Source organism: Streptomyces sp. NPDC020490 (assembly GCF_044335305.1).
GTDB lineage: Bacteria > Actinomycetota > Actinomycetes > Streptomycetales > Streptomycetaceae > Streptomyces.
Genome location: NZ_JBIRUY010000045.1, coordinates 13,488 through 32,109 on the forward strand (window position 1 = coordinate 13,488; position 18,622 = coordinate 32,109).

Consider the following 18,622-nt stretch of genomic DNA (forward strand, 5'->3'; position numbering starts at 1 on the left):
CTGCGGGGCGCCGGCGCCTTCGGTGTCGTGCGGACTACACGCCAGCGACGACCTCCGCCGCCGCGCGGCCGCAGACCCGGGCCGCGCCGTGGGTGGCGATGTGGAGGGCGCCGCGGGGCGGGGCCTGCGGGATGCCCATCTCGACGACCACCGTGTCGGGGCGGGCCCTCAGCAGGAGGTCCAGGGCGGCCCCCATCCAGGGGTGCCGGTGCTCGTCGCGGACCACGGCGACCATGCGGCGGGGGCCGGCTGCGGCGAGGGCCTCCCGGCCCGCGTCCGCTCCGGTGAAGCTGCCCGTCTCCGTGCCGGGGAGGAGCCGGACGAGTTCCGCGGCGACGCCCCAGGGCGTCTCGGCGCCGACCGCGATGTTGGCGACGGGGGCGAAGGCGGCGACGTAGGGCGGCTCGGTGAGCGGCGTGAAGCCGTCGGCGCCGGTCAGCCGCAGGGCCCGCCGGGCCGCCCGCAGGCCCACCTCGTCGTCGGCCGCGCCCAGCGCACCCGCGGCGCGGGCCGCCGCCGTCCAGCGAGCCAGGCGGCGCACCCGTTCCGCGGCGTCGGCCAGGCGCTCCTCGGGCAGTTCACCGGCGCGTACGGCGGTGACCAGGGCGTCGCGCAGGCGGCGTACCGTCTCGTCGTCGGCGAGACCACCGCCCACGCAGATCGCGTCCGCGCCGGCCGCGATGGCGAGGACGCTGCCTCGTTCGATGCCGTAGGTGCCCGCGATGGCCTGCATCTCCATGCCGTCGGTGACGATGAGGCCGTCGTAGCGGAGCTCGCCGCGCAGCAGGTCGGTCAGCACCCGGTGCGAGAGTGTCGCCGGGCGCTCCGGGTCCAGGGCCGGCACCAGGATGTGGGCGCTCATCACGGCGCGTGTGCCGGCGGCGATCGCCGCGCGGAACGGGGCCAGTTCACGCGACCGCAGGACCGCCCGCTCCACGTCGATGCGGGGCAGCGCGTGGTGGGAGTCGACGGCCGTGTCGCCGTGGCCGGGGAAGTGCTTGGTGCAGGCGGCGACCCCGGAGGACTGCAGGCCGTCCACGTAGGCCGCCGTGTGCCGGGCGACCAGGCCGGTGTCGGCGCCGAAGGAGCGGACGCCGATGACCGGGTTGGCCGGGTTGGAGTTCACGTCCGCGGACGGGGCCCAGTTGAGGTTGACCCCGCAGGCCGCGAGGCGGCGGCCGAGTTCGCGGGCCACCGCTCTCGTCAGCTCCACGTCGTCGACCGCGCCGAGGGCGTGGTTGCCGGGGAAGCTGGAGCCGGTACGCACTTCCAGGCGCGTGACGTCCCCGCCCTCCTCGTCGACGGCGACCAGCACGTCGTCCCGTTCCGCGCGCAACCGCGCGGTCAGGGCGGACAGTTGCGCGGCGGAGACGATGTTGCGGCCGAACAGGCCGACCGAGGCGAGGCCCTCGCCCAGGCGCCGCAGCAGCCAGTCGGGGGCGGTGGTCCCGGTGAAGCCGGGTTGCAGGACGGTCAGGGCGTCCCGGGTCAGGGTGTCGGTACCGTCGGTGATCGTCGTCATCGGGGGCGTCATCCCTTCACGGCGCCGGCGGTCAGACCCGCGGCCATCTTGCGCTGGACGAGCAGGAACAGGACGACGAGCGGCACGGCCATCATGGTGGCGCCGGCCATCATCGGGGCGTACTCGGTGCCGTGCTTGGTGGTGAAGTTGCCGAGCCAGACGGTCGCGGTCTGGTTCTTCTGGCTCAGCAGCATCAGGGCGTACAGGTACTCGTTCCAGGCCTGGATGAAGCCGTAGACCGAGGTGGCGACCATGCCGGGGGCCAGCAGGGGGAAGACGACCCGGAGGAACGCGCCGGTGGGTGAGCACCCGTCGACCATCGCCGCCTCCTCCAGTTCCCTCGGGATGTTGACGATGAATCCGCGCAGCGTCCACACCGTGAAGGGCAGGATGAAGGTCAGGTACGTGATGATCAGGCCGGTGAGTTTGTCGTACTGCCCCAGGTCGTTCAGCAGCAGGAACACCGGGATGATCATGGCGACCAGCGGCACCATCTGGACCGCGAGGATGCCGACGATCACGATCTTGCGGCCGCGGAAGGCGAACCGCGAGATGGCGAGGGCGGCCAGCAGGCCGATCACCATGCCGATCACGACCACGGCGAGGGAGACGGTCAGGCTGCGGCCGACCGGCCCCCAGAAGTCGGCGATGTCCAGCGCCCGGCGGAAGTTGTCGAGCGTGATCCCGGTCGGCAGCAGGCTCGGGTCCGGGTCGATGGCGTCCTTCGCCGGTTTGAACGCCGTGTCGACCATCCAGTAGAGAGGGAAGCCGGCGGTGACGAAGACGAGGAGGCCGAGCAGGTTGTACCCGAGCCGCGACCTGCGGCGCCCGGCGGTGACGAGGGCGCTCATTCGACCTCTCCGATCTTCAGCATCTGGCGCATGTAGACGGCGACGACACCGAGCAGCAGGGCCACGGTGAGCAGGGCGATCGCCGAGCCCTGGGCGTAGTCGTTGACGACGAACGCGCGGTCGTAGGAGTAGGTGTTGAGGACCTGGAACTCGGACTCCGGGTGGCCGCCGCGCATGACGAAGACCTGCGGGAAGACGCCCATGTCCCAGATCACCGACAGCGTCGTGAGCATTACGATGATCGGCTTGAGGACGGGCAGGGTGACCCAGCGGAAGACGCCCCAGGAGTTCGCGCCGTCCAGCCGGGCCGCCTCCTCCAGTTCACGGGGCACCTGGGTCAGGCCGGCGCTCAGGGTGATGACGACGAAGGGCACGGCGCCCCACACCACCAGCAGCATGATCACGGCCAGCCCCTCGGGCCCGCTCGCGAACCAGTTGTGGCCGATCATCTCGACGCCGGGCAGTTTGTCGAGCAGCGCGTTGAACACGCCGTAGTCGGAGTCGAACAGCCACTTGAAGACGGTCGTGGCCACGATGACCGGCATGCCCCAGCTTGCCACCAGCACGATGTTGATCAGCGTCTTCAGCCACCTGGAGACCCGCTGCAGCAGCAGGGCGATCGCCATGCCCGCGACCATGGTGAGGACGACGGCGCCGCCCGCGAAGACGATCGTGCGCAGCACGACGGCCCAGAACTCGCCGTCCCCCAGCACCTTGCCGAAGTTGTCGAAGCCGACCGACTCGGCCGGCTGGAAGCCCCACAACTGCGACTGCCCGAACTTCTGGAAGGACAGGGTGACCAGGCGGACGAGCGGATAGCCCATGACCAGGGCGAGGATCAGCAGGCAGGGCGCGAGCAGCAGCCAGGGGGTGGCCGCGGGGCCCGACTTCCGCCGTCTGCGCGGCCTCCGGGACGGCGCGGGCGGTGGCGGCGCCGGCCGCGGCGGCGGCACCTTGGCGGGGGTGGTCGTGTCTGCGGCACTCATCGCGCGCTCCTCAGCGGTCCCTCAGGTCGGCGGACGGCGGGACCCCGCCGACGGCGGGGTCCCGCTGTGGGTCACTTGGTGTTGATGACCTTGTCGATCGCGGCGTCCGCCTCCTTCGCGGCGGCCTCGACCGACTTCTTGCCGGTGCCGATGTTCTGCAGCATGGTCTGCAGGACCTGTGCCTTCTCGACCTGGCCCCAGCCGGGGGCCATCGGGACGAACCAGTTGGACTCGGCCGCGGTGGCCGGGACCGCCGTCGCCGGGTCGTCCTTCAGGGTCGCGAGATCGGTCTTGTTGTTGGGCAGGTTGCCCTTGGCCATCAGGCCCTTCTGGCCGGAGGAGCCGGTGAACGCGTTGATCCACTCGGCGGCGACGGCCTGCGCGTCCGACTTCACCGGGACGGCGAGGTCGCTGCCGCCCAGGAAGACGGGCATGTTCTTGCCGGACGGACCCGGCATCACGAAGTTCTCGAGGTTGTCCTTGAGCTTGCCGGTCTTGTCGTTCTTCGGGTCCGCGGCGGTCGCGCCCTCCCACGCCGCGCCGAAGATCATGCCGGACTTGCCCTGGCCGTAGACGATGTAGCGGTCGGACTCGTCCTTGGTCTTGTCGCCGTGCATGTACGAGTCGACGACGTTCTTGAACTCGGTCAGGCCCTTGATGGACTCGGGCGAGGAGAGGTTCGCCTTCCACTGGCCGCCCTGCTCCTCGGCGATGGAGCCGCCGGCGTCGTAGACGAAGGACATGGCCGCGTACCAGTCGCGGGTGGGCTGGTACCAGGCGGAGAACTTGTCGCCCTCCTTCTTCTGGACCTTGTCGAGGGCGGCGGTGAGCTCCTTGTACGTCTTCGGCGTGGACTTCACGCCCACCGAGGCGAAGAGGTCCTTGCGCCAGTTGCCGACGCGGCCGCCCGCGTAGTACGGGACGCCGTAGGTCTTGCCGTCGTAGGTGACCGAGGCCTTCAGACCGTCCAGCCAGGCGGCGGAGTTGTCGAACTTCGCCGTGTCGAGGGGGGCGAAGGCGCCCTTGACCATGTAGCCGAGCATCTCGGTGTTGCCCATCTCGACCACGTCCGGAACCTTGTCCGTGGCGAGGACCGCGTCCAGCTTGGTGTTCTTGTCCGGCCAGCCGTAGTACTCGTGGTCGATCTTGATGCCGGGGTGCTTCTTCTTGACCGCCGCGTCGGCGGCCTTCACCAGCTCCGGCCAGTTGTTCTGGGCGTCGACGGTGAGCCAGACGGTCAGCTCCTTGACGTCCGCGCCCTGCTTGTCCGAACCCTTGCCGTCACCGCTCCCGCACGCCGCGACGGAGACCACCATGCCCGCGATACCGATCGCGGCTGCCAGCTTGCGCTTCACGCCACCCTCCTCAGGGATGCCACACAACCCCCCTGCCTCCCCGCGCGAGCGTTGGGCCGGGACCTGGACCAATGGTGTAGACCAGTACCGGGAGCTTGGACCAGACCAAGAAGCCTGTCAAGGCTGCCAGAACCGCTCCGACCAGCCGTTATGCGACCTACATATGCAGGAACCTTTAAGTAAGAAGCCCGCGAAAAGACGTGCATCTGACGCCGCCATCCCGGTAGACCACTTACAGTGGTGGACTAGACCAGAAGAGAGGGCGACGGTATACAGAGGGGATCACGCAGCGTGCGGAGGAGATCCCGGTACGCTGCCGCCACGATGTGAGCCGCGTCCGAAGCCGGGAAGGCAGACCATGAGCACCGACGTCAGCAGTGCGGAGCACGAGGGTGGGGCGACTGTCCGCACCGCGCGCGTGCCGAAGTACTACCGCCTGAAGAAGCACCTGCTCGACATGACGGAGACGCAGGCGCCGGGCACGCCGGTCCCGCCCGAGCGCACCCTGGCCGCGGAGTTCGACACCTCGCGCACGACCGTCCGCCAGGCCCTGCAGGAACTCGTCGTCGAGGGCCGCCTGGAGCGCATCCAGGGCAAGGGCACCTTCGTCGCCAAGCCGAAGGTCTCGCAGGCGCTGCAGCTCACCTCGTACACCGAGGACATGCGGGCCCAGGGCCTGGAACCCACCTCGCAGCTGCTGGACATCGGCTACATCACCGCCGACGACCGCCTCGCCGGGCTCCTCGACATCACCGCCGGCGGCCGGGTGCTGCGCATCGAGCGGCTGCGCATGGCCAACGGCGAGCCGATGGCCATCGAGACCACCCACCTCAGCGCCAAGCGCTTCCCGGCCCTGCGCCGCTCCCTGGCCAAGTACACGTCCCTCTACACCGCCCTCGCCGAGGTCTACGACGTCCGCCTCGCCGAGGCCGAGGAGACCATCGAGACCTCCCTGGCCACCCCGCGCGAGGCCGGCCTGCTCGGTACGGACGTGGGCCTGCCGATGCTGATGCTCTCCCGGCACTCGCTGGACCGGGAAGGCCAGCCGGTGGAGTGGGTCCGGTCGGTGTACCGGGGAGACCGCTACAAGTTCGTGGCCAGGCTGAAGCGTCCGCAGGACTAGAACGCGGGAGCGAACGCGGGGCGCAAGCCGGATCCGCACGCCCGGGTGTCGTCCGGGCGTGCGTTCGAGCGGATTCCGAGTGGATGCGGACGGACCGTCAGAAGTTTTACTCCCAACCGGACTTGTGCTGTTGCCGAGCCGACGGCGGCTGCACACAATCGTCACACGAACCTCGTGACGCGGTCTTCCGCTGACGTGACACCGTGACCTAGATTGCCTGCGCATTGCACATGTGATCAGTGACGGGACGGAGTCGCGGTATGCCGAATGCGCCCGAAGCCAGACCCCCGGTGGTGACACCGGCCCGCATCATCATCGCCGTCTGTCTGACGGCGCCCTTCGTGGCGATGCTGTGGGTCGGCTCCTACGCCGAGACGGATCCCACGCTCGCCGGGATCCCGTTCTTCTACTGGTACCAGATGCTCTGGGTCCTGCTGTCCACCGCGCTGACGATGGCCGCGTACAAGCTGTGGCAGCGCGACCGGCGCGTCCGCGCCGCGCAGAGGGGCGGTGCGTCGGAGTGAAGGACGGCGTCAACGGCATCGCGCTCGGTGTCTTCGTCTTCTTCTTCCTCGCCGTCACGGCGATGGGTTTCCTGGCCGCGCGCTGGCGCCGGGCCGAGAACGAGCACAGCCTCGACGAGTGGGGGCTGGGCGGACGGTCGTTCGGCACCTGGATCACGTGGTTCCTGCTGGGCGGCGACCTGTACACGGCGTACACCTTCGTCGCCGTGCCGGCGGCGGTCTACGCGGCGGGGGCGGCCGGGTTCTTCGCGGTGCCGTACACCATCCTCGTCTATCCGCTGATCTTCACGTTCCTGCCGCGGCTGTGGTCGGTGTCGCACCGGCACGGCTATGTGACGACGTCGGACTTCGTGCGCGGCCGCTTCGGCTCGAAGGGCCTGTCGCTGGCGGTCGCGGTGACCGGCATCCTGGCGACGATGCCGTACATCGCGCTCCAGCTCGTCGGCATCCAGGCGGTGCTGGACGTGATGGGCATCGGCGGCGGCGAGAACACCAACTGGTTCGTGAAGGACCTGCCGCTGCTGATCGCCTTCGGCGTGCTGGCGGCCTACACCTACTCGTCGGGCCTGCGGGCGCCCGCGCTGATCGCGTTCGTGAAGGACACGCTGATCTACATCGTCATCGCGGTGGCGATCATCTACATCCCGATCAAGCTGGGCGGTTTCGACGACGTCTTCGCCAAGGCGGGCGAGAAGTTCGCCGCCGCGGGGGCGGGCGGTCTGGTGCCGGCCCCGGCGGGCCAGTGGACGTATGCCACGCTGGCGCTCGGCTCCGCGCTCGCGCTGTTCATGTACCCGCACTCGATCACCGCGACGCTGTCCTCCGGGAGCCGCGAGGTGATCCGCCGCAACACCACGATCCTGCCGCTGTACTCGCTGATGCTCGGCCTGCTGGCCCTGCTGGGCTTCATGGCGATCGCGGCCGGGGTGGAGGTCACCAACGGGCAGCTGGCGATCCCGCAGCTGTTCGAGAACATGTTCCCCGCCTGGTTCGCCGGGGTGGCCTTCGCCGCGATCGGCATCGGCGCCCTCGTCCCGGCGGCCATCATGTCCATCGCGGCAGCGAACCTGTTCACCCGCAACATCTACAAGGACTTCATCAGGCCCGACGCGACGCCGAAGGAGGAGACCCGGGTCTCCAAGATCGTGTCCCTGCTGGTGAAGGTGGGCGCGCTGGTCTTCGTGCTGACGATGGACAAGACCGTCGCCATCAACTTCCAGCTGCTGGGCGGCATCTGGATCCTGCAGACCTTCCCGGCCCTGGTCGGCGGCCTGTTCACGCGGTGGTTCCACCGCTGGGCGCTGCTCACCGGCTGGGCGGTCGGCATGGTGTACGGCACGGTCGCCGCGTACGGGATCGCCTCCCCGACGCAGGCGCACTTCGGCGGCAGCGCCAAGGAGATCCCCGGCATCGGCCAGATCGGCTACATCGGCCTGACGGCGTTCGTGCTGAACGTGATCGTGACCGTGGTCCTCACCGTCGTGCTGAAGGCGGTCAAGGCCCCGGAGGGCGTCGACCAGACCCGGCCCGAGGACTACACGGCCGACGCCGGGGACGCGGGAGTGCGGGTGGAGTTGCCGCCCGCGACCGCGGGGGCGCCCCAGTAGGAGGCGGTACGGACGGGCGGGCCGCCGGTGCGGACACCGGCGGCCCGTTGTCGTACCCGTCGGGCACACTCGCCGCATGGACATCGTGATACGGCAGGCGGCCCCCGGGGAGTACGAGGCACTCGGCGAGATCACCGCCCAGGCATATCTGCGAGACGGCCTCCTCGACTTCGGGGAGAGCGACGCCTACCTCGCGGAGCTGAAGGACGTCGGCAAGCGCGCCGCCGCCGCCGAGGTGCTGGTCGCCGTGCGCCAGGACCGCCTGCTCGGCGGCGTGACCTTCGTGCCGTCCGGCGGCCCGATGGCCGACATCGCCGGGCCCGGCGAGGCCGAGATCCGCATGCTCGCGGTCGCCCAGGACGCCCGCGGCCGGGGCGTCGGCGAGGCGCTGGTCCGCGCCTGCCTGGACCGCGCCCGAGCCGTGCGGGGCTGCGTCCGCGTCGTCCTGTCGACCCAGCGGTCCATGCACACCGCCCACCGCATCTACGAACGCGTGGGCTTCGCCCGGGCTCCCGAGCGGGACTGGAACCCGATCCCGCACCTGGACGACATCACCCTGCTCGCCTATCAGTTGACGCTATGAAGCCACCACGACACAACATCTGGGGGTGATACGGCAGCACGGCACAAGATGTATGCTCATGCTCGCTGTCGCCGCAGGGGAATCCGGTGTGAATCCGGAACTGTCCCGCAACGGTGTACTTGTGCATGTCCATGCACAGGAGTCAGTCCGAGGACCTGCCGACAGCGCGCCCGGCCGTCCGGTCCGGGCGCCTGACGTCCGGGCCTCGTGGAATGGGCCGGTGGACGCGGCGCCGTGTGCGCTCGTGGCTGCCCCCTGCCCTCCGCAAGGCCCCGTGCCGAGCGAGGGAGAGCCCCCACGTGACCATCGCGCCAGCCGATCCGGCATCAGCGACCCGGGATCCGGCCTCAGCCATCCAGCCGGACGGCGACGGCCCCGGTGCCGAACTGCTGCGGACCCTGACCGAGTTGACCGCCGACCTGCCCGACGCCGACCCCGGCCGGGTCGCCGCCGCCGCGCTGCGCGGCCGGTCCGCGCGGGCGGACGGGACGGAACTGCGCGAGCTGGCCACGGAGGCGGCCGCCGGCCTCATCTCCGAGGACCCCGCCTACTCACGGCTGGCCGCCCGGCTGCTGACGATCAGCATCACCGCCGAGGCCGCTTCGCAGGGGGTCACGTCGTTCACCGAGTCGGTCGCCGTCGGGCACCGCGAGGGCATCGTCGCGGACCGGACCGCCGCGTTCGTGCGCGTCCACGCGGCCCGCCTCGACGCGCTGGTGGACGCGCGGGCGGACGACCGCTTCGGCTACTTCGGCCTGCGCACCCTGCACAGCCGCTACCTGCTGCGGCATCCGATCACCCGCTGTGTGATCGAGACGCCCCAGCACTTCCTGCTGCGGGTGGCGAGCGGTCTGGCCCAGGACGACACGGTCCGCTCCGCCGACGAGGTCGCCGCGCTCTACGGGCTCATGAGCCGCCTCGACTACCTCCCCTCCTCCCCCACGCTGTTCAACTCCGGCACCCGGCACCCCCAGATGTCGTCCTGCTACCTCCTCGACTCCCCGCTGGACGAGCTGGACTCCCTCTACGACCGCTACCACCAGGTCGCCCGGCTCTCCAAGCACGCGGGCGGCATCGGCATCGCCTTCTCCCGCATCCGCTCCCGCGGTTCGCTGATCCGCGGCACCAACGGGCACTCGGGCGGCATCGTCCCGTTCCTGAAGACCCTCGACGCCTCGGTCGCCGCCGTGAACCAGGGCGGCCGGCGCAAGGGTGCGGCCGCCGTCTACCTGGAGACCTGGCACGCCGACATCGAGGAGTTCCTGGAGCTGCGCGACAACACCGGCGAGGACGCCCGCCGCACGCACAACCTCAACCTCGCGCACTGGGTCCCGGACGAGTTCATGCGCCGGGTGAACGCCGACGAGCAGTGGTCGCTGTTCTCCCCGTCGGACGTGCCCGAGCTGGTCGACCTGTGGGGCGAGGACTTCGACGCCGCCTACCGGAAGGCCGAGGCCGAGGGGCTGGCGCGCAGGACCCTTCCGGCGCGCGAGCTGTACGGCCGTATGATGCGCACCCTCGCGCAGACCGGCAACGGCTGGATGACCTTCAAGGACACCGCCAACCGCACCGCCAACCAGACGGCCGAGCCGGGCCGCGTCGTGCACTCCTCCAACCTGTGCACCGAGATCCTGGAGGTCACCGACGACGGGGAGACCGCCGTCTGCAACCTCGGTTCGGTCAACCTCGGCGCCTTCGTCGACGGCCGGGAGATCGACTGGGAGCGGCTGGACGCCACCGTCCGCACGGCCGTCACCTTCCTCGACCGCGTCGTCGACGTCAACTACTACCCGACCGAGCAGGCGGGCCGCTCCAACGCCCGGTGGCGCCCGGTCGGCCTGGGCGTGATGGGCCTGCAGGACGTCTTCTTCAAGCTGCGCCTGCCCTTCGACTCGCAGCAAGCCAGGGACCTCTCGACGCGGATCGCCGAGCGCGTCATGCTCGCCGCCTACGAAGCCTCCGCCGACCTCGCCGAACGCAGCGGCCCGCTGCCGGCCTGGGAGCAGACCCGTACCGCCCGGGGCGTGCTCCACCCCGACCACTACGGCGTCGAGTTCGCCTGGCCGGAGCGCTGGGCGGCGCTGCGTGAGCGGATCGCCGCGGTCGGCCTGCGCAACTCCCTGCTGCTGGCCGTCGCCCCGACCGCCACCATCGCCTCGATCGCCGGCGTGTACGAGTGCATCGAGCCGCAGGTGTCCAACCTGTTCAAGCGCGAGACGCTGTCCGGTGAGTTCCTGCAGGTCAACTCGTACCTGGTCAGGGACCTCAAGGAGCTGGGCGTGTGGGACGCCCGCACCCGCGAGGCGCTGCGGGAGGCGAACGGCTCGGTCCAGGACTTCGCGTGGATCCCCGAGGACGTCCGGCGGCTGTACCGCACGGCGTGGGAGATCCCGCAGCGCGGCCTGATCGACATGGCCGCCGCCCGCACCCCGTTCCTGGACCAGTCGCAGTCCCTGAACCTGTTCCTGGAGACGCCGACGATCGGCAAGCTCTCCTCGATGTACGCGTACGCCTGGAAGCAGGGCCTGAAGACGACGTACTACCTGCGCTCGCGCCCGGCGACCCGCATCGCCCGCGCCGCCCGGGCCCAGGCGGCCACCGTCCCCGTTCAGCAGGCGGCCGACCCCGAAGCCGTCGCCTGCTCCCTTGAGAACCCCGAGTCCTGCGAGGCCTGCCAGTGATGCGCTCCCACCACCTGCTCGACCCCGGCTTCGAGCTGACGCTGCGCCCCATGCGCTACCCGGACTTCTACGAGCGCTACCGGGACGCGATCAAGAACACCTGGACCGTGGAGGAGGTCGACCTCCACTCGGACGTGGCCGACCTCGCGAAGCTGACGCCCGCCGAACAGCACCTGATCGGCCGCCTGGTGGCGTTCTTCGCGACGGGCGACTCGATCGTCGCCAACAACCTCGTGCTGACGCTGTACAAGCACATCAACTCTCCCGAGGCGCGGCTGTACCTCAGCCGCCAGCTGTTCGAAGAGGCCGTGCACGTCCAGTTCTACCTGACCCTGCTGGACACCTACCTGCCCGATCCGGACGACCGGGCGGCCGCCTTCGCGGCGGTGGAGAACATCCCGTCGATCCGCGAGAAGGCGGGGTTCTGCTTCCGGTGGATGGACGAGGTGGAGAGGATCGACCGGCTGGAGACCCGGGCCGACCGCCGCCGCTTCCTGCTGAACCTGATCTGCTTCGCCGCGTGCATCGAGGGCCTGTTCTTCTACGGCGCCTTCGCGTACGTCTACTGGTTCCGCAGCCGGGGCCTGCTGCACGGTCTGGCGACCGGCACCAACTGGGTGTTCCGGGACGAGACCATGCACATGTCGTTCGCCTTCGACGTGGTCGACACCGTGCGCAAGGAGGAACCGGACCTCTTCGACGACGAGCTCGGGCAGCAGGTGACGGACATGCTGCGGGAGGCCGTCGAGGCGGAGCTGCAGTTCGCGCGGGACCTGTGCGGCGACGGGCTGCCGGGCATGAACACCGACTCGATGCGCCAGTACCTGGAGTGCGTCGCCGACCAGCGCCTCGTCCGCCTCGGCTTCGCGCCCGTGTACGGCTCGGAGAACCCCTTCCCCTTCATGGAGCTGCAGGGCGTCCAGGAGCTGACCAACTTCTTCGAGCGGCGCCCGTCCGCCTACCAGGTCGCGGTGGAGGGCACGGTCGACCTCGACGAGGACTTCTGACCGGGATCCGGGAACGCGGGTGGTACGTCCAACCGGGGTCCGACCGGGAAGACCGGGAGGACCGGAAGGATCGACCGGGAAGACCGGAAGACCGGGAAGGAGGCCACCCATGCGCCGGACGACCCATCGCACCGCTCTCGCCCTCGCCCTCGCCGCGCTGACCCTGGCCGCCGCCGGCTGCGGCGGCGGAAGCAGCAGCGGAAGCGGCAGCAGTACGGGGAGCGGGAAAGGGGGTGGCGGCGGCACCGTCTCGCCGTCCTCCCCCGCGACCACCGCCGCGGCCGACTGCGCGGACACCGCGCAACTGGACGCCGCCGACAGCGGCCGTACCGTCTGCCTGGCCGTGGGCGGCACGGTCCGCATCAGCCTGGACGGGACCGCCGAACGGCCCTGGAAGCCGGTCGCCGTGAGCGGTACCGGGCTGCGGGCCACCAACAGCGGCTTCGTGCTGCGGCCGGGCGACGCGAGCGCCGCCTTCGAAGCCGTCTCCGCCGGCCGCTCCCGGCTGTCCTCGCAGCGGCCGCTGTGCGCCGCGCAGACCGGCCGGATCTCGTGCAAGGGGATTCAGGAGTGGTGGGTCACCGTGGTGGTGAGGTAGCCCGGCCGCCGTGCGGGACGCCGGGCGCCCGCCTCCGCGCGGGCCCGCTCGGCCTCCCGGATCTGCCGGTCGACGCGCCGGTCGTGGAGGATGCCGGCCACCGACGGCAGGATCAGCAGGACGAGGATCCCGAGAACGGTCAGCATTCCGGTCAGTGCTTCGATGTGTGTCGTATCCATGGACACCACTGTCGCGCCGGTGACTCCTGACAAACAGTGGCAGGACTGCCGCACACCCTCGAAAAGCTGCCAACGGTGAGGCAGACTGGCGGCATGCTGCAGAACGTGGCCGCCGTCGTCCTGAACGGCGTGAACCCCTTCGAGCTCGGCGTGGTCTGCGAGGTCTTCGGCATCGACCGCAGCGACGACGGGCTGCCGGTGTACGACTTCGCCGTCGCCTCCGCCGAGGGCCCGAGGCTCTCCTCACGGAGCGGCTTCGCCCTGCACGTCGACCACGGCCTCGAACGCCTGGAGTCGGCCGACCTGATCGCCGTGCCGGCCTGCGCCGGGTACGAGACGCGTGAGTTCCCGCCCGGCCTGCTGGACGCCCTGCGGCGCGGGGTGGACCGCGGGGCACGGGTGCTGAGCGTGTGCTCCGGCGTGTTCGTGCTCGCCGCGGCCGGACTGCTCGACGGCCGGCGCGCCGCGGTGCACTGGCACCACGCGGAGGAACTGTCCCGGGCGTACCCGCAGCTGACCGTCGAACCCGACGTGCTGTACGTCGACGAGGACCCGGTGATCACCTCCGCCGGCACGGCCGCCGGCATCGACGCCTGCCTGCACATCGTGCGCAAGGAACAGGGCCCGGAGGTCGCCAACAAGATCGCCCGGCGCATGGTGGTGCCCCCGCACCGGGACGGCGGGCAGGCCCAGTACATCGAGCGCCCGCTGCCCCGCTCCCAGGGCGACACGGTGGCCGAGGTGCTGGTGTGGATGGAGCGGCACCTCGACGAGGACGTCACCGTCGAGCAGCTCGCCGACCGCGCCCACATGTCGCCGCGCACCTTCGCGCGCCGCTTCCAGCAGGAGACCGGCACCACGCCCTACCGCTGGATCCTGCGCCAGCGGGTGCTGCTGGCCCAGCGGCTGCTGGAGGCGACGGACGAGACGGTGGACGCGATCGCGGGCCGGACGGGGTTCGGCACCGCGGCCGCGCTGCGCCACCAGTTCACGCAGGTGCTGGGGACCACCCCGAACGCCTACCGGCGCACGTTCCGGGGGTCCGAGGCGGCCTGACCGGCCACCCCGGCGGGTACCCGGACGCGCCGGGGGGTGTGCGGACTCAGTCGTTGGCGACGACCGGGTAGCGGGGCTCGTTCTCGGCCATCTGCCGCAGCGCGTCCTTGCGTTCACGCTTGGAGAGGCGGTCGATGTAGAGGTACCCGTAGAGGTGGTCGGTCTCGTGCTGCAGGCACCGGGCGAAGTAGCCGGTGCCGCGCACCTTGACCGGGTTGCCCTGCTCGTCCTGCCCGGTGACCTCCGCGTAGTCCGGGCGCGCGAGCGGGGCGTAGGCGGTCGGCACGGACAGGCAGCCCTCGTTGCTGTCGTCGAGGCGGCGCCGTTCGGCGGGCAGTTCGGCCAGCTTCGGGTTGCAGACCACGCCGACGTGCCGGACACCCTGGTCGTCCTGGCAGTCGTAGACGAAGACCTTCAGGTCGACGCCGATCTGGTTGGCGGCCAGGCCCACGCCCTCGGCGGTGCGCTGCGAGGCGAACATGTCCGCCACCAGCTGCTGGAGCTCCTCGCCGAACTCGGTGACGTCCTTGCACTCCTTGTGCAGCACCGGGTTGCCCACCACCGTGATCGGCCGCGAGGTGCCGCGCTCGCGCCAGGCGGTCTCGCGCTCCTCGCAGTCCTCGGTGTCGATGACGAAGCCCTCGTCGTCCACGGGGAGCACGCCCGCGTGCTGCTGATCGGTGTCCTGCTGCGCCATGACCGACGTACGCCTTCCTGCAAGCATGGGAAATTCTGCGGGTACAGCCTAAAGGGAGCCGTGCGCCGGCAGGTGGCCGTTCCAGGGCCCCGGGTTCAAAGGACCGGGGTTCAAAGGACCCGGGTGCAAAGGACCTGGGTTCAGCAGACCTCTTCGAGATCCCGCCAGTCCCTCGAGTCCGGGCTGTCCGCGACCCACCCGTCCAGCAGCCCCCGCACCAGCGACGCGGGCGCCGCGACCCCGCACTCCCGCTCCGGCACCCACAGCTGGCCGTCGGTGCGGTGCCCGAGCGGGCCGGGGTGACCCGGTTCGCTGTGGTCGTGCGGGTCGAGGTGCTCGCCGTCGCCCTCGTCCGACGGCATCCGGGACTCCGAGCACATCCGGCACAGCAGCCGCACGGACGACGACCAGTCCTCCGCCGCGAAGCCCGCGTCGGCGGCGAGCTGCTCCAGGGCGTCCCGGTCGTCCTCGGTGGCGGCCTCCAGCAGGACCACCCATGTCGGCACGGGGGACGGCGCCCACAGCTCGATCTCGTCGAACACCGGGTAGGCGTGCCCGGCCGCGGTGGTCCGCTCGCCGTGCGGCACCCCGTCGTGCAGTACGACCTCGCCCCAGCGCCGCCCGGAGGACGGCAGCGGGATCGACAGCACCTCGATGCGGGCCGGGTCCAGCCGGCGGCCCCACACCACCTCGGCCTCCCCCTCCGGGGACAGCCGTACGGCCGCGCTGCCGAGGTCCATGCCGACCGGCTCCCCGGACGCGGTGGCCGTGCCCGGCACCCGCAGCCCGTACGCCTGCCAGGCCCGCCGGGCCAGCGGCCAGTCCTGCAGGGCGGTGGCCGCGATGCCGACGTTCCACCAGTCGGGTGCCCCGGTCTCCCGGTCCAGCAGCGCCACAGCGCGCAGACCGGCCGCCCGGGCCTGCTCCCAGTCGTGCCGGAACTTGTGCAGCAGGGCGAGGTTGAACCAGGACTCCGACAGCCAGGGCTCCAGATCGGCGGCCCGCGTCAGCAGCGCGCCCGCGTCCTCGTACCGGCCGTCGCCGATCAGCGTGAACGCACGGTCGGTGGCCTGCCGCCAGGAGGCGGAGGGCCGGTGCCGTCCCTTGCCGAAGATCCTCACGATTCCCGCCTGCCGGTTCCGTTCAGTGGGCTGGCCAGTGCCGCCGGACACTCTCTCTGTTCGCATCCAACCACGTGTGGCTGGAAGCACGCTCATTACCCATGGGTTACCCAGCCGGGAACGGCGTCAGACAGTCCCGGGCCAGGACGCGGGCCAGGGATTCCACCACCTCGGGCGCGTAGTCCGCCGCGGTCGCCAGCCGCAGTTCCTCCAGCGCCGTCAGGGGCCCGCCGGGTCCGGCGTCCCGCGCCTTCTCCTCGTAGGCGTTGACGGCCCGCACGATCCGGGCGGCGACCGGCTGCTCACGGTAGGGGTCGGCCTGCCGCTCGACGACCACGGCGACCGCCCGGTCGACGCCGGTCTGGCGGACCACGGCCCCGCCGAGCAGCGCGATCCGGCGCTGCTCGGCCACCGGCAGGCCGGCGGTGGCGCCCGCCGGGACCGGGTCGACCAGGCTGAGCTGGCCGATGTCGTGCATGAGGGCGGCGCACTCCAGCACGGCGAGCTCCGGCCTGGTCAGCCCCAGGTCCCGGCCGACGGCCCGGCTGAGCGCGGCCACCCGCCGGGCGTGCCCGGCCGGGGTGTACCCGGCGATCTCGGTGGCGCGGGCGAGGGAGGCGATGGTCTGCCGGTTGGTGGTCCGCACGGCCGCGTACCGGCGGAAGGACATCTGGGTGAGCAGCAGCGGCAGCGAGAACACCGGCAGCGCCCACAGCCCCGCGACGGCGACCGCGAGCGACGTCACCGCGCCGGTGGCGCACACCGCCGAGCCGATGCCGAGCAGGGCGCGCAGTTCGTCCCGCAGCAGCGGGCCGAAGGGCCAGCCGGTGCGGGAGTGCGCGAGCGCGGCGGCGAGGACGGCGTCGCACAGCGCGGTCAGGGCGAGCAGCGTCGGCAGCAGCAGCGCGTACGCGGGGCCGACCCAGGTGTCGAACAGCCCGCGGTCGTACAGGGGCTGGAAGCACACGGCGGCGAAGGCGACGGCGAGCACGCGCCGGGCGAGGTGGTCGGTCACCGCCCGCTGCCCGCGCGCGATGTGCGGCACGTTGCCGGCCAGGGCGGCGGCCAGGACGACGGTGACGACCTGCACGGCGCCGTGCGTCGTGGGCCGGCCCGCGTTGTCCCCGAGCAGCGCGTACGACAGCGCCGCGGCGGCTCCGAGCGGCGCGGCCTCCCGGACCCGGGCGCCGGTCCACCGGGCCAGCTCGCCGACGGCGACGAGCAGGCCGAAGGCGAGGGCGGTGGGGCGTTCGACCAGCCCGGTCCAGCAGGTGGAGAGGAGGGAACCGGCGGCCACCAGGGCGGCCGCCGTGTGGATCAGGAGCGTCAGCGGCGGGCGGGGGCTCACCGGCGCGCCCGGGGCCTGCCGCCGGCGCGCGGCGCGGGCGGGGCCGCGCGGTCCTCCTCGGCGGTGACCGTCGGGCGCCAGCCGTGCCGGGCGAGGGCCCGGACCAGGGCGCCGACCATGCGGGGGTCGAACTGGGCCCCCGCGCACCGCTGGAGTTCCTCCAGGGCCGCGGAGACGGGCCGCGCCCTGCTGTAGGAGCGCGTGGACGTCATCGCGTCGAACGCGTCGGCGACCGCGACCACCCGCGCCGACTCCGGGATCTGCCCGCCGGCCAGCCCGTACGGGTACCCGCTGCCGTCCAGCCGTTCGTGGTGGTGCAGCACCGCCGCCCGCGCCTCACCCAGGAAACCGATTCCGCGCACCATCTCGTGCCCGTACTCGGGATGCAGTTCGATCACCCGCCGCTCCTGCGGGGTGAGCGGGCCGTCCTTGCGCAGCAGCCGGGTGGGGACGCCGAGCTTGCCCACGTCGTGCAGGATCCCGGCGAACCGCAGCACCTCGACGCGCGCCTCGTCCATGCCGAGTTCGCGCGCGATCATCATGGACGCCTGTCCGACCCGCTCGCTGTGCCCGCGCGTATAGCCGTCCTTGATGTCGACGGCCTGCACCAGTGCCCGGATCGTCGCCTGGTGGGCGGCCCGCTCCCGGTGGTACTGGGCGAACGCCCATCCCGACACGCACATCGGCAGCAGCACCAGCAGCGCGGCCACCGGCCCGTACGGGCTGTGCCACAGCACGGCCATCATCAGCCCGGCGAGGCCGTGCACGGCGACCGGCGCGAGGGACCGTACGAACAGCCCCCGCCAGGCCCGCCGGACCGGCACCCGCTCGGCCAGCGCGAGGATCCCCCCGTCCAGCGCGGTCAGCGCCAGGCAGAACGTGAGGACCGCGGTCCCGGCGGGGAGCAGGGCGTAGGGGAAGTCGGACGCCGCGACGGCGTCCGGTCCGCCCAGCGCCCGGTGCACGCGGGCGGCGGCGCACACGGCGAGGGCCAGCTGGGCGGCCCGCCAGGTCCGGCGCAGCCACGGCGAGCGCCGGCCGACCGGCGAGAGCAGCGCGCCGGGCAGCGGCACCAGGGCGGCGGCGGCCGGCGGGAGCAGGAAGGCCCCGGCGAGGAGCACGGGGTAGAAGGTCCCGGCGAACCGCCATCGGGCGGCGGCCTGCTCGCCGGCGGCGTACAGCGCGGCCGGCAGCGCGACCGCCCACCAGGGCGTGCACGGGCCGCGCAGCGGGAGCAGACAGCACGCGGCGCCGAGGACCGCGCAGGCGACGTACACGCGTGCGCGTGCCGGCACCGCCTCCATCACGCCTCTCCCCCCGGCCGAGCCTGCTGAGGCTGAGGAGCCTAGGTCGGAGAGGGGCGGGTCCGCGGGCTGTTGGCCCG

17 protein-coding genes and 1 riboswitch are annotated in these 18,622 nt (G+C 71.7%); of the genes, 8 read left to right on the top strand and 9 right to left on the bottom strand.

Annotated elements, in window-relative coordinates; all coding sequences use genetic code 11:
- Window positions 1–34 precede the first annotated feature (34 nt).
- The 4 genes from ACH4ZX_RS34565 to ACH4ZX_RS34580 all read right to left on the bottom strand — a co-directional run bounded on the left by ACH4ZX_RS34565 (window position 35) and on the right by ACH4ZX_RS34580 (window position 4,714).
- On the bottom strand, window positions 35–1,522 hold the full coding sequence (locus tag ACH4ZX_RS34565; protein ID WP_398281731.1) for a glycoside hydrolase family 3 protein: 1,488 nt from the start codon (window positions 1,520–1,522) through the stop codon (window positions 35–37).
- A gap of 8 nt (window positions 1,523–1,530) precedes the next feature.
- The gene (locus tag ACH4ZX_RS34570) at window positions 1,531–2,373 is read right to left on the bottom strand and encodes a carbohydrate ABC transporter permease (protein ID WP_398281734.1); all 843 of its coding nucleotides are present in this window, start codon (window positions 2,371–2,373) and stop codon (window positions 1,531–1,533) included.
- Complete coding sequence (locus ACH4ZX_RS34575) at window positions 2,370–3,359, bottom strand: carbohydrate ABC transporter permease (RefSeq protein WP_398281737.1); 990 nt, start codon at window positions 3,357–3,359, stop codon at window positions 2,370–2,372. Before ACH4ZX_RS34575 ends, ACH4ZX_RS34570 begins: the two co-directional genes overlap by 4 nt.
- A 71-nt stretch (window positions 3,360–3,430) precedes the next feature.
- Window positions 3,431–4,714 (bottom strand): extracellular solute-binding protein, encoded by a 1,284-nt coding sequence (locus ACH4ZX_RS34580; protein WP_398281740.1) that lies wholly within the window; start codon window positions 4,712–4,714, stop codon window positions 3,431–3,433.
- A 358-nt stretch (window positions 4,715–5,072) separates the two neighbouring features.
- Here ACH4ZX_RS34580 and ACH4ZX_RS34585 point away from each other — a divergent pair, with 358 nt between their 5' ends.
- From ACH4ZX_RS34585 to ACH4ZX_RS34615, 7 genes are all read left to right on the top strand, one after another.
- Window positions 5,073–5,837 carry a GntR family transcriptional regulator gene (locus ACH4ZX_RS34585; RefSeq protein ID WP_324787576.1) on the top strand — a complete coding sequence of 255 codons (765 nt, stop codon included), beginning with the start codon at window positions 5,073–5,075 and terminating at the stop codon, window positions 5,835–5,837.
- A 260-nt stretch (window positions 5,838–6,097) separates the two neighbouring features.
- Window positions 6,098–6,361, top strand: coding sequence for a DUF3311 domain-containing protein (locus ACH4ZX_RS34590; RefSeq protein ID WP_398281745.1), 264 nt, complete (start codon window positions 6,098–6,100; stop codon window positions 6,359–6,361).
- The gene (gene mctP, locus ACH4ZX_RS34595) at window positions 6,358–7,968 is read left to right on the top strand and encodes a monocarboxylate uptake permease MctP (RefSeq protein WP_398281748.1); all 1,611 of its coding nucleotides are present in this window, start codon (window positions 6,358–6,360) and stop codon (window positions 7,966–7,968) included. Before ACH4ZX_RS34590 ends, mctP begins: the two co-directional genes overlap by 4 nt.
- Window positions 7,969–8,044: 76 nt before the next feature.
- Window positions 8,045–8,551 (top strand): GNAT family N-acetyltransferase, encoded by a 507-nt coding sequence (locus ACH4ZX_RS34600; RefSeq protein ID WP_398281751.1) that lies wholly within the window; start codon window positions 8,045–8,047, stop codon window positions 8,549–8,551.
- A 77-nt stretch (window positions 8,552–8,628) separates the two neighbouring features.
- Window positions 8,629–8,707, top strand: a riboswitch (cobalamin riboswitch).
- 143 nt (window positions 8,708–8,850) lie between these two features.
- Window positions 8,851–11,232, top strand: a complete 2,382-nt coding sequence (locus ACH4ZX_RS34605; protein WP_398281754.1) for a ribonucleoside-diphosphate reductase subunit alpha — start codon at window positions 8,851–8,853, stop codon at window positions 11,230–11,232.
- Complete coding sequence (locus tag ACH4ZX_RS34610; protein ID WP_398281757.1) at window positions 11,232–12,239, top strand: ribonucleotide-diphosphate reductase subunit beta; 1,008 nt, start codon at window positions 11,232–11,234, stop codon at window positions 12,237–12,239. Before ACH4ZX_RS34605 ends, ACH4ZX_RS34610 begins: the two co-directional genes overlap by 1 nt.
- Window positions 12,240–12,348: 109 nt before the next feature.
- Window positions 12,349–12,837: a hypothetical protein gene (locus ACH4ZX_RS34615; protein WP_398281760.1), complete on the top strand. Its 489-nt coding sequence runs from the start codon at window positions 12,349–12,351 to the stop codon at window positions 12,835–12,837.
- Here the strand turns inward: ACH4ZX_RS34615 and ACH4ZX_RS34620 are convergent.
- Window positions 12,804–13,016 (bottom strand): hypothetical protein, encoded by a 213-nt coding sequence (locus tag ACH4ZX_RS34620; RefSeq protein WP_360752677.1) that lies wholly within the window; start codon window positions 13,014–13,016, stop codon window positions 12,804–12,806. The two genes, ACH4ZX_RS34615 and ACH4ZX_RS34620, sit on opposite strands and share 34 nt — an antisense overlap.
- Before the next feature lie 93 nt (window positions 13,017–13,109).
- Here ACH4ZX_RS34620 and ACH4ZX_RS34625 point away from each other — a divergent pair, with 93 nt between their 5' ends.
- Window positions 13,110–14,072, top strand: coding sequence for a GlxA family transcriptional regulator (locus tag ACH4ZX_RS34625; RefSeq protein WP_398281763.1), 963 nt, complete (start codon window positions 13,110–13,112; stop codon window positions 14,070–14,072).
- A 46-nt stretch (window positions 14,073–14,118) separates the two neighbouring features.
- Here the strand turns inward: ACH4ZX_RS34625 and def are convergent, their stop codons facing one another.
- The 4 genes from def to ACH4ZX_RS34645 form a co-directional block, all read right to left on the bottom strand.
- Window positions 14,119–14,769 (bottom strand): peptide deformylase, encoded by a 651-nt coding sequence (def, locus tag ACH4ZX_RS34630; protein ID WP_398281766.1) that lies wholly within the window; start codon window positions 14,767–14,769, stop codon window positions 14,119–14,121.
- A gap of 140 nt (window positions 14,770–14,909) precedes the next feature.
- Window positions 14,910–15,890: a hypothetical protein gene (locus ACH4ZX_RS34635; protein WP_351892211.1), complete on the bottom strand. Its 981-nt coding sequence runs from the start codon at window positions 15,888–15,890 to the stop codon at window positions 14,910–14,912.
- 106 nt (window positions 15,891–15,996) lie between these two features.
- Window positions 15,997–17,238 (bottom strand): HD-GYP domain-containing protein, encoded by a 1,242-nt coding sequence (locus ACH4ZX_RS34640; protein WP_398281771.1) that lies wholly within the window; start codon window positions 17,236–17,238, stop codon window positions 15,997–15,999.
- Window positions 17,235–18,542: an HD-GYP domain-containing protein gene (locus ACH4ZX_RS34645; protein WP_398281774.1), complete on the bottom strand. Its 1,308-nt coding sequence runs from the start codon at window positions 18,540–18,542 to the stop codon at window positions 17,235–17,237. The genes ACH4ZX_RS34640 and ACH4ZX_RS34645 overlap by 4 nt, the downstream gene beginning before the upstream one ends.
- Window positions 18,543–18,622 lie beyond the last annotated feature (80 nt).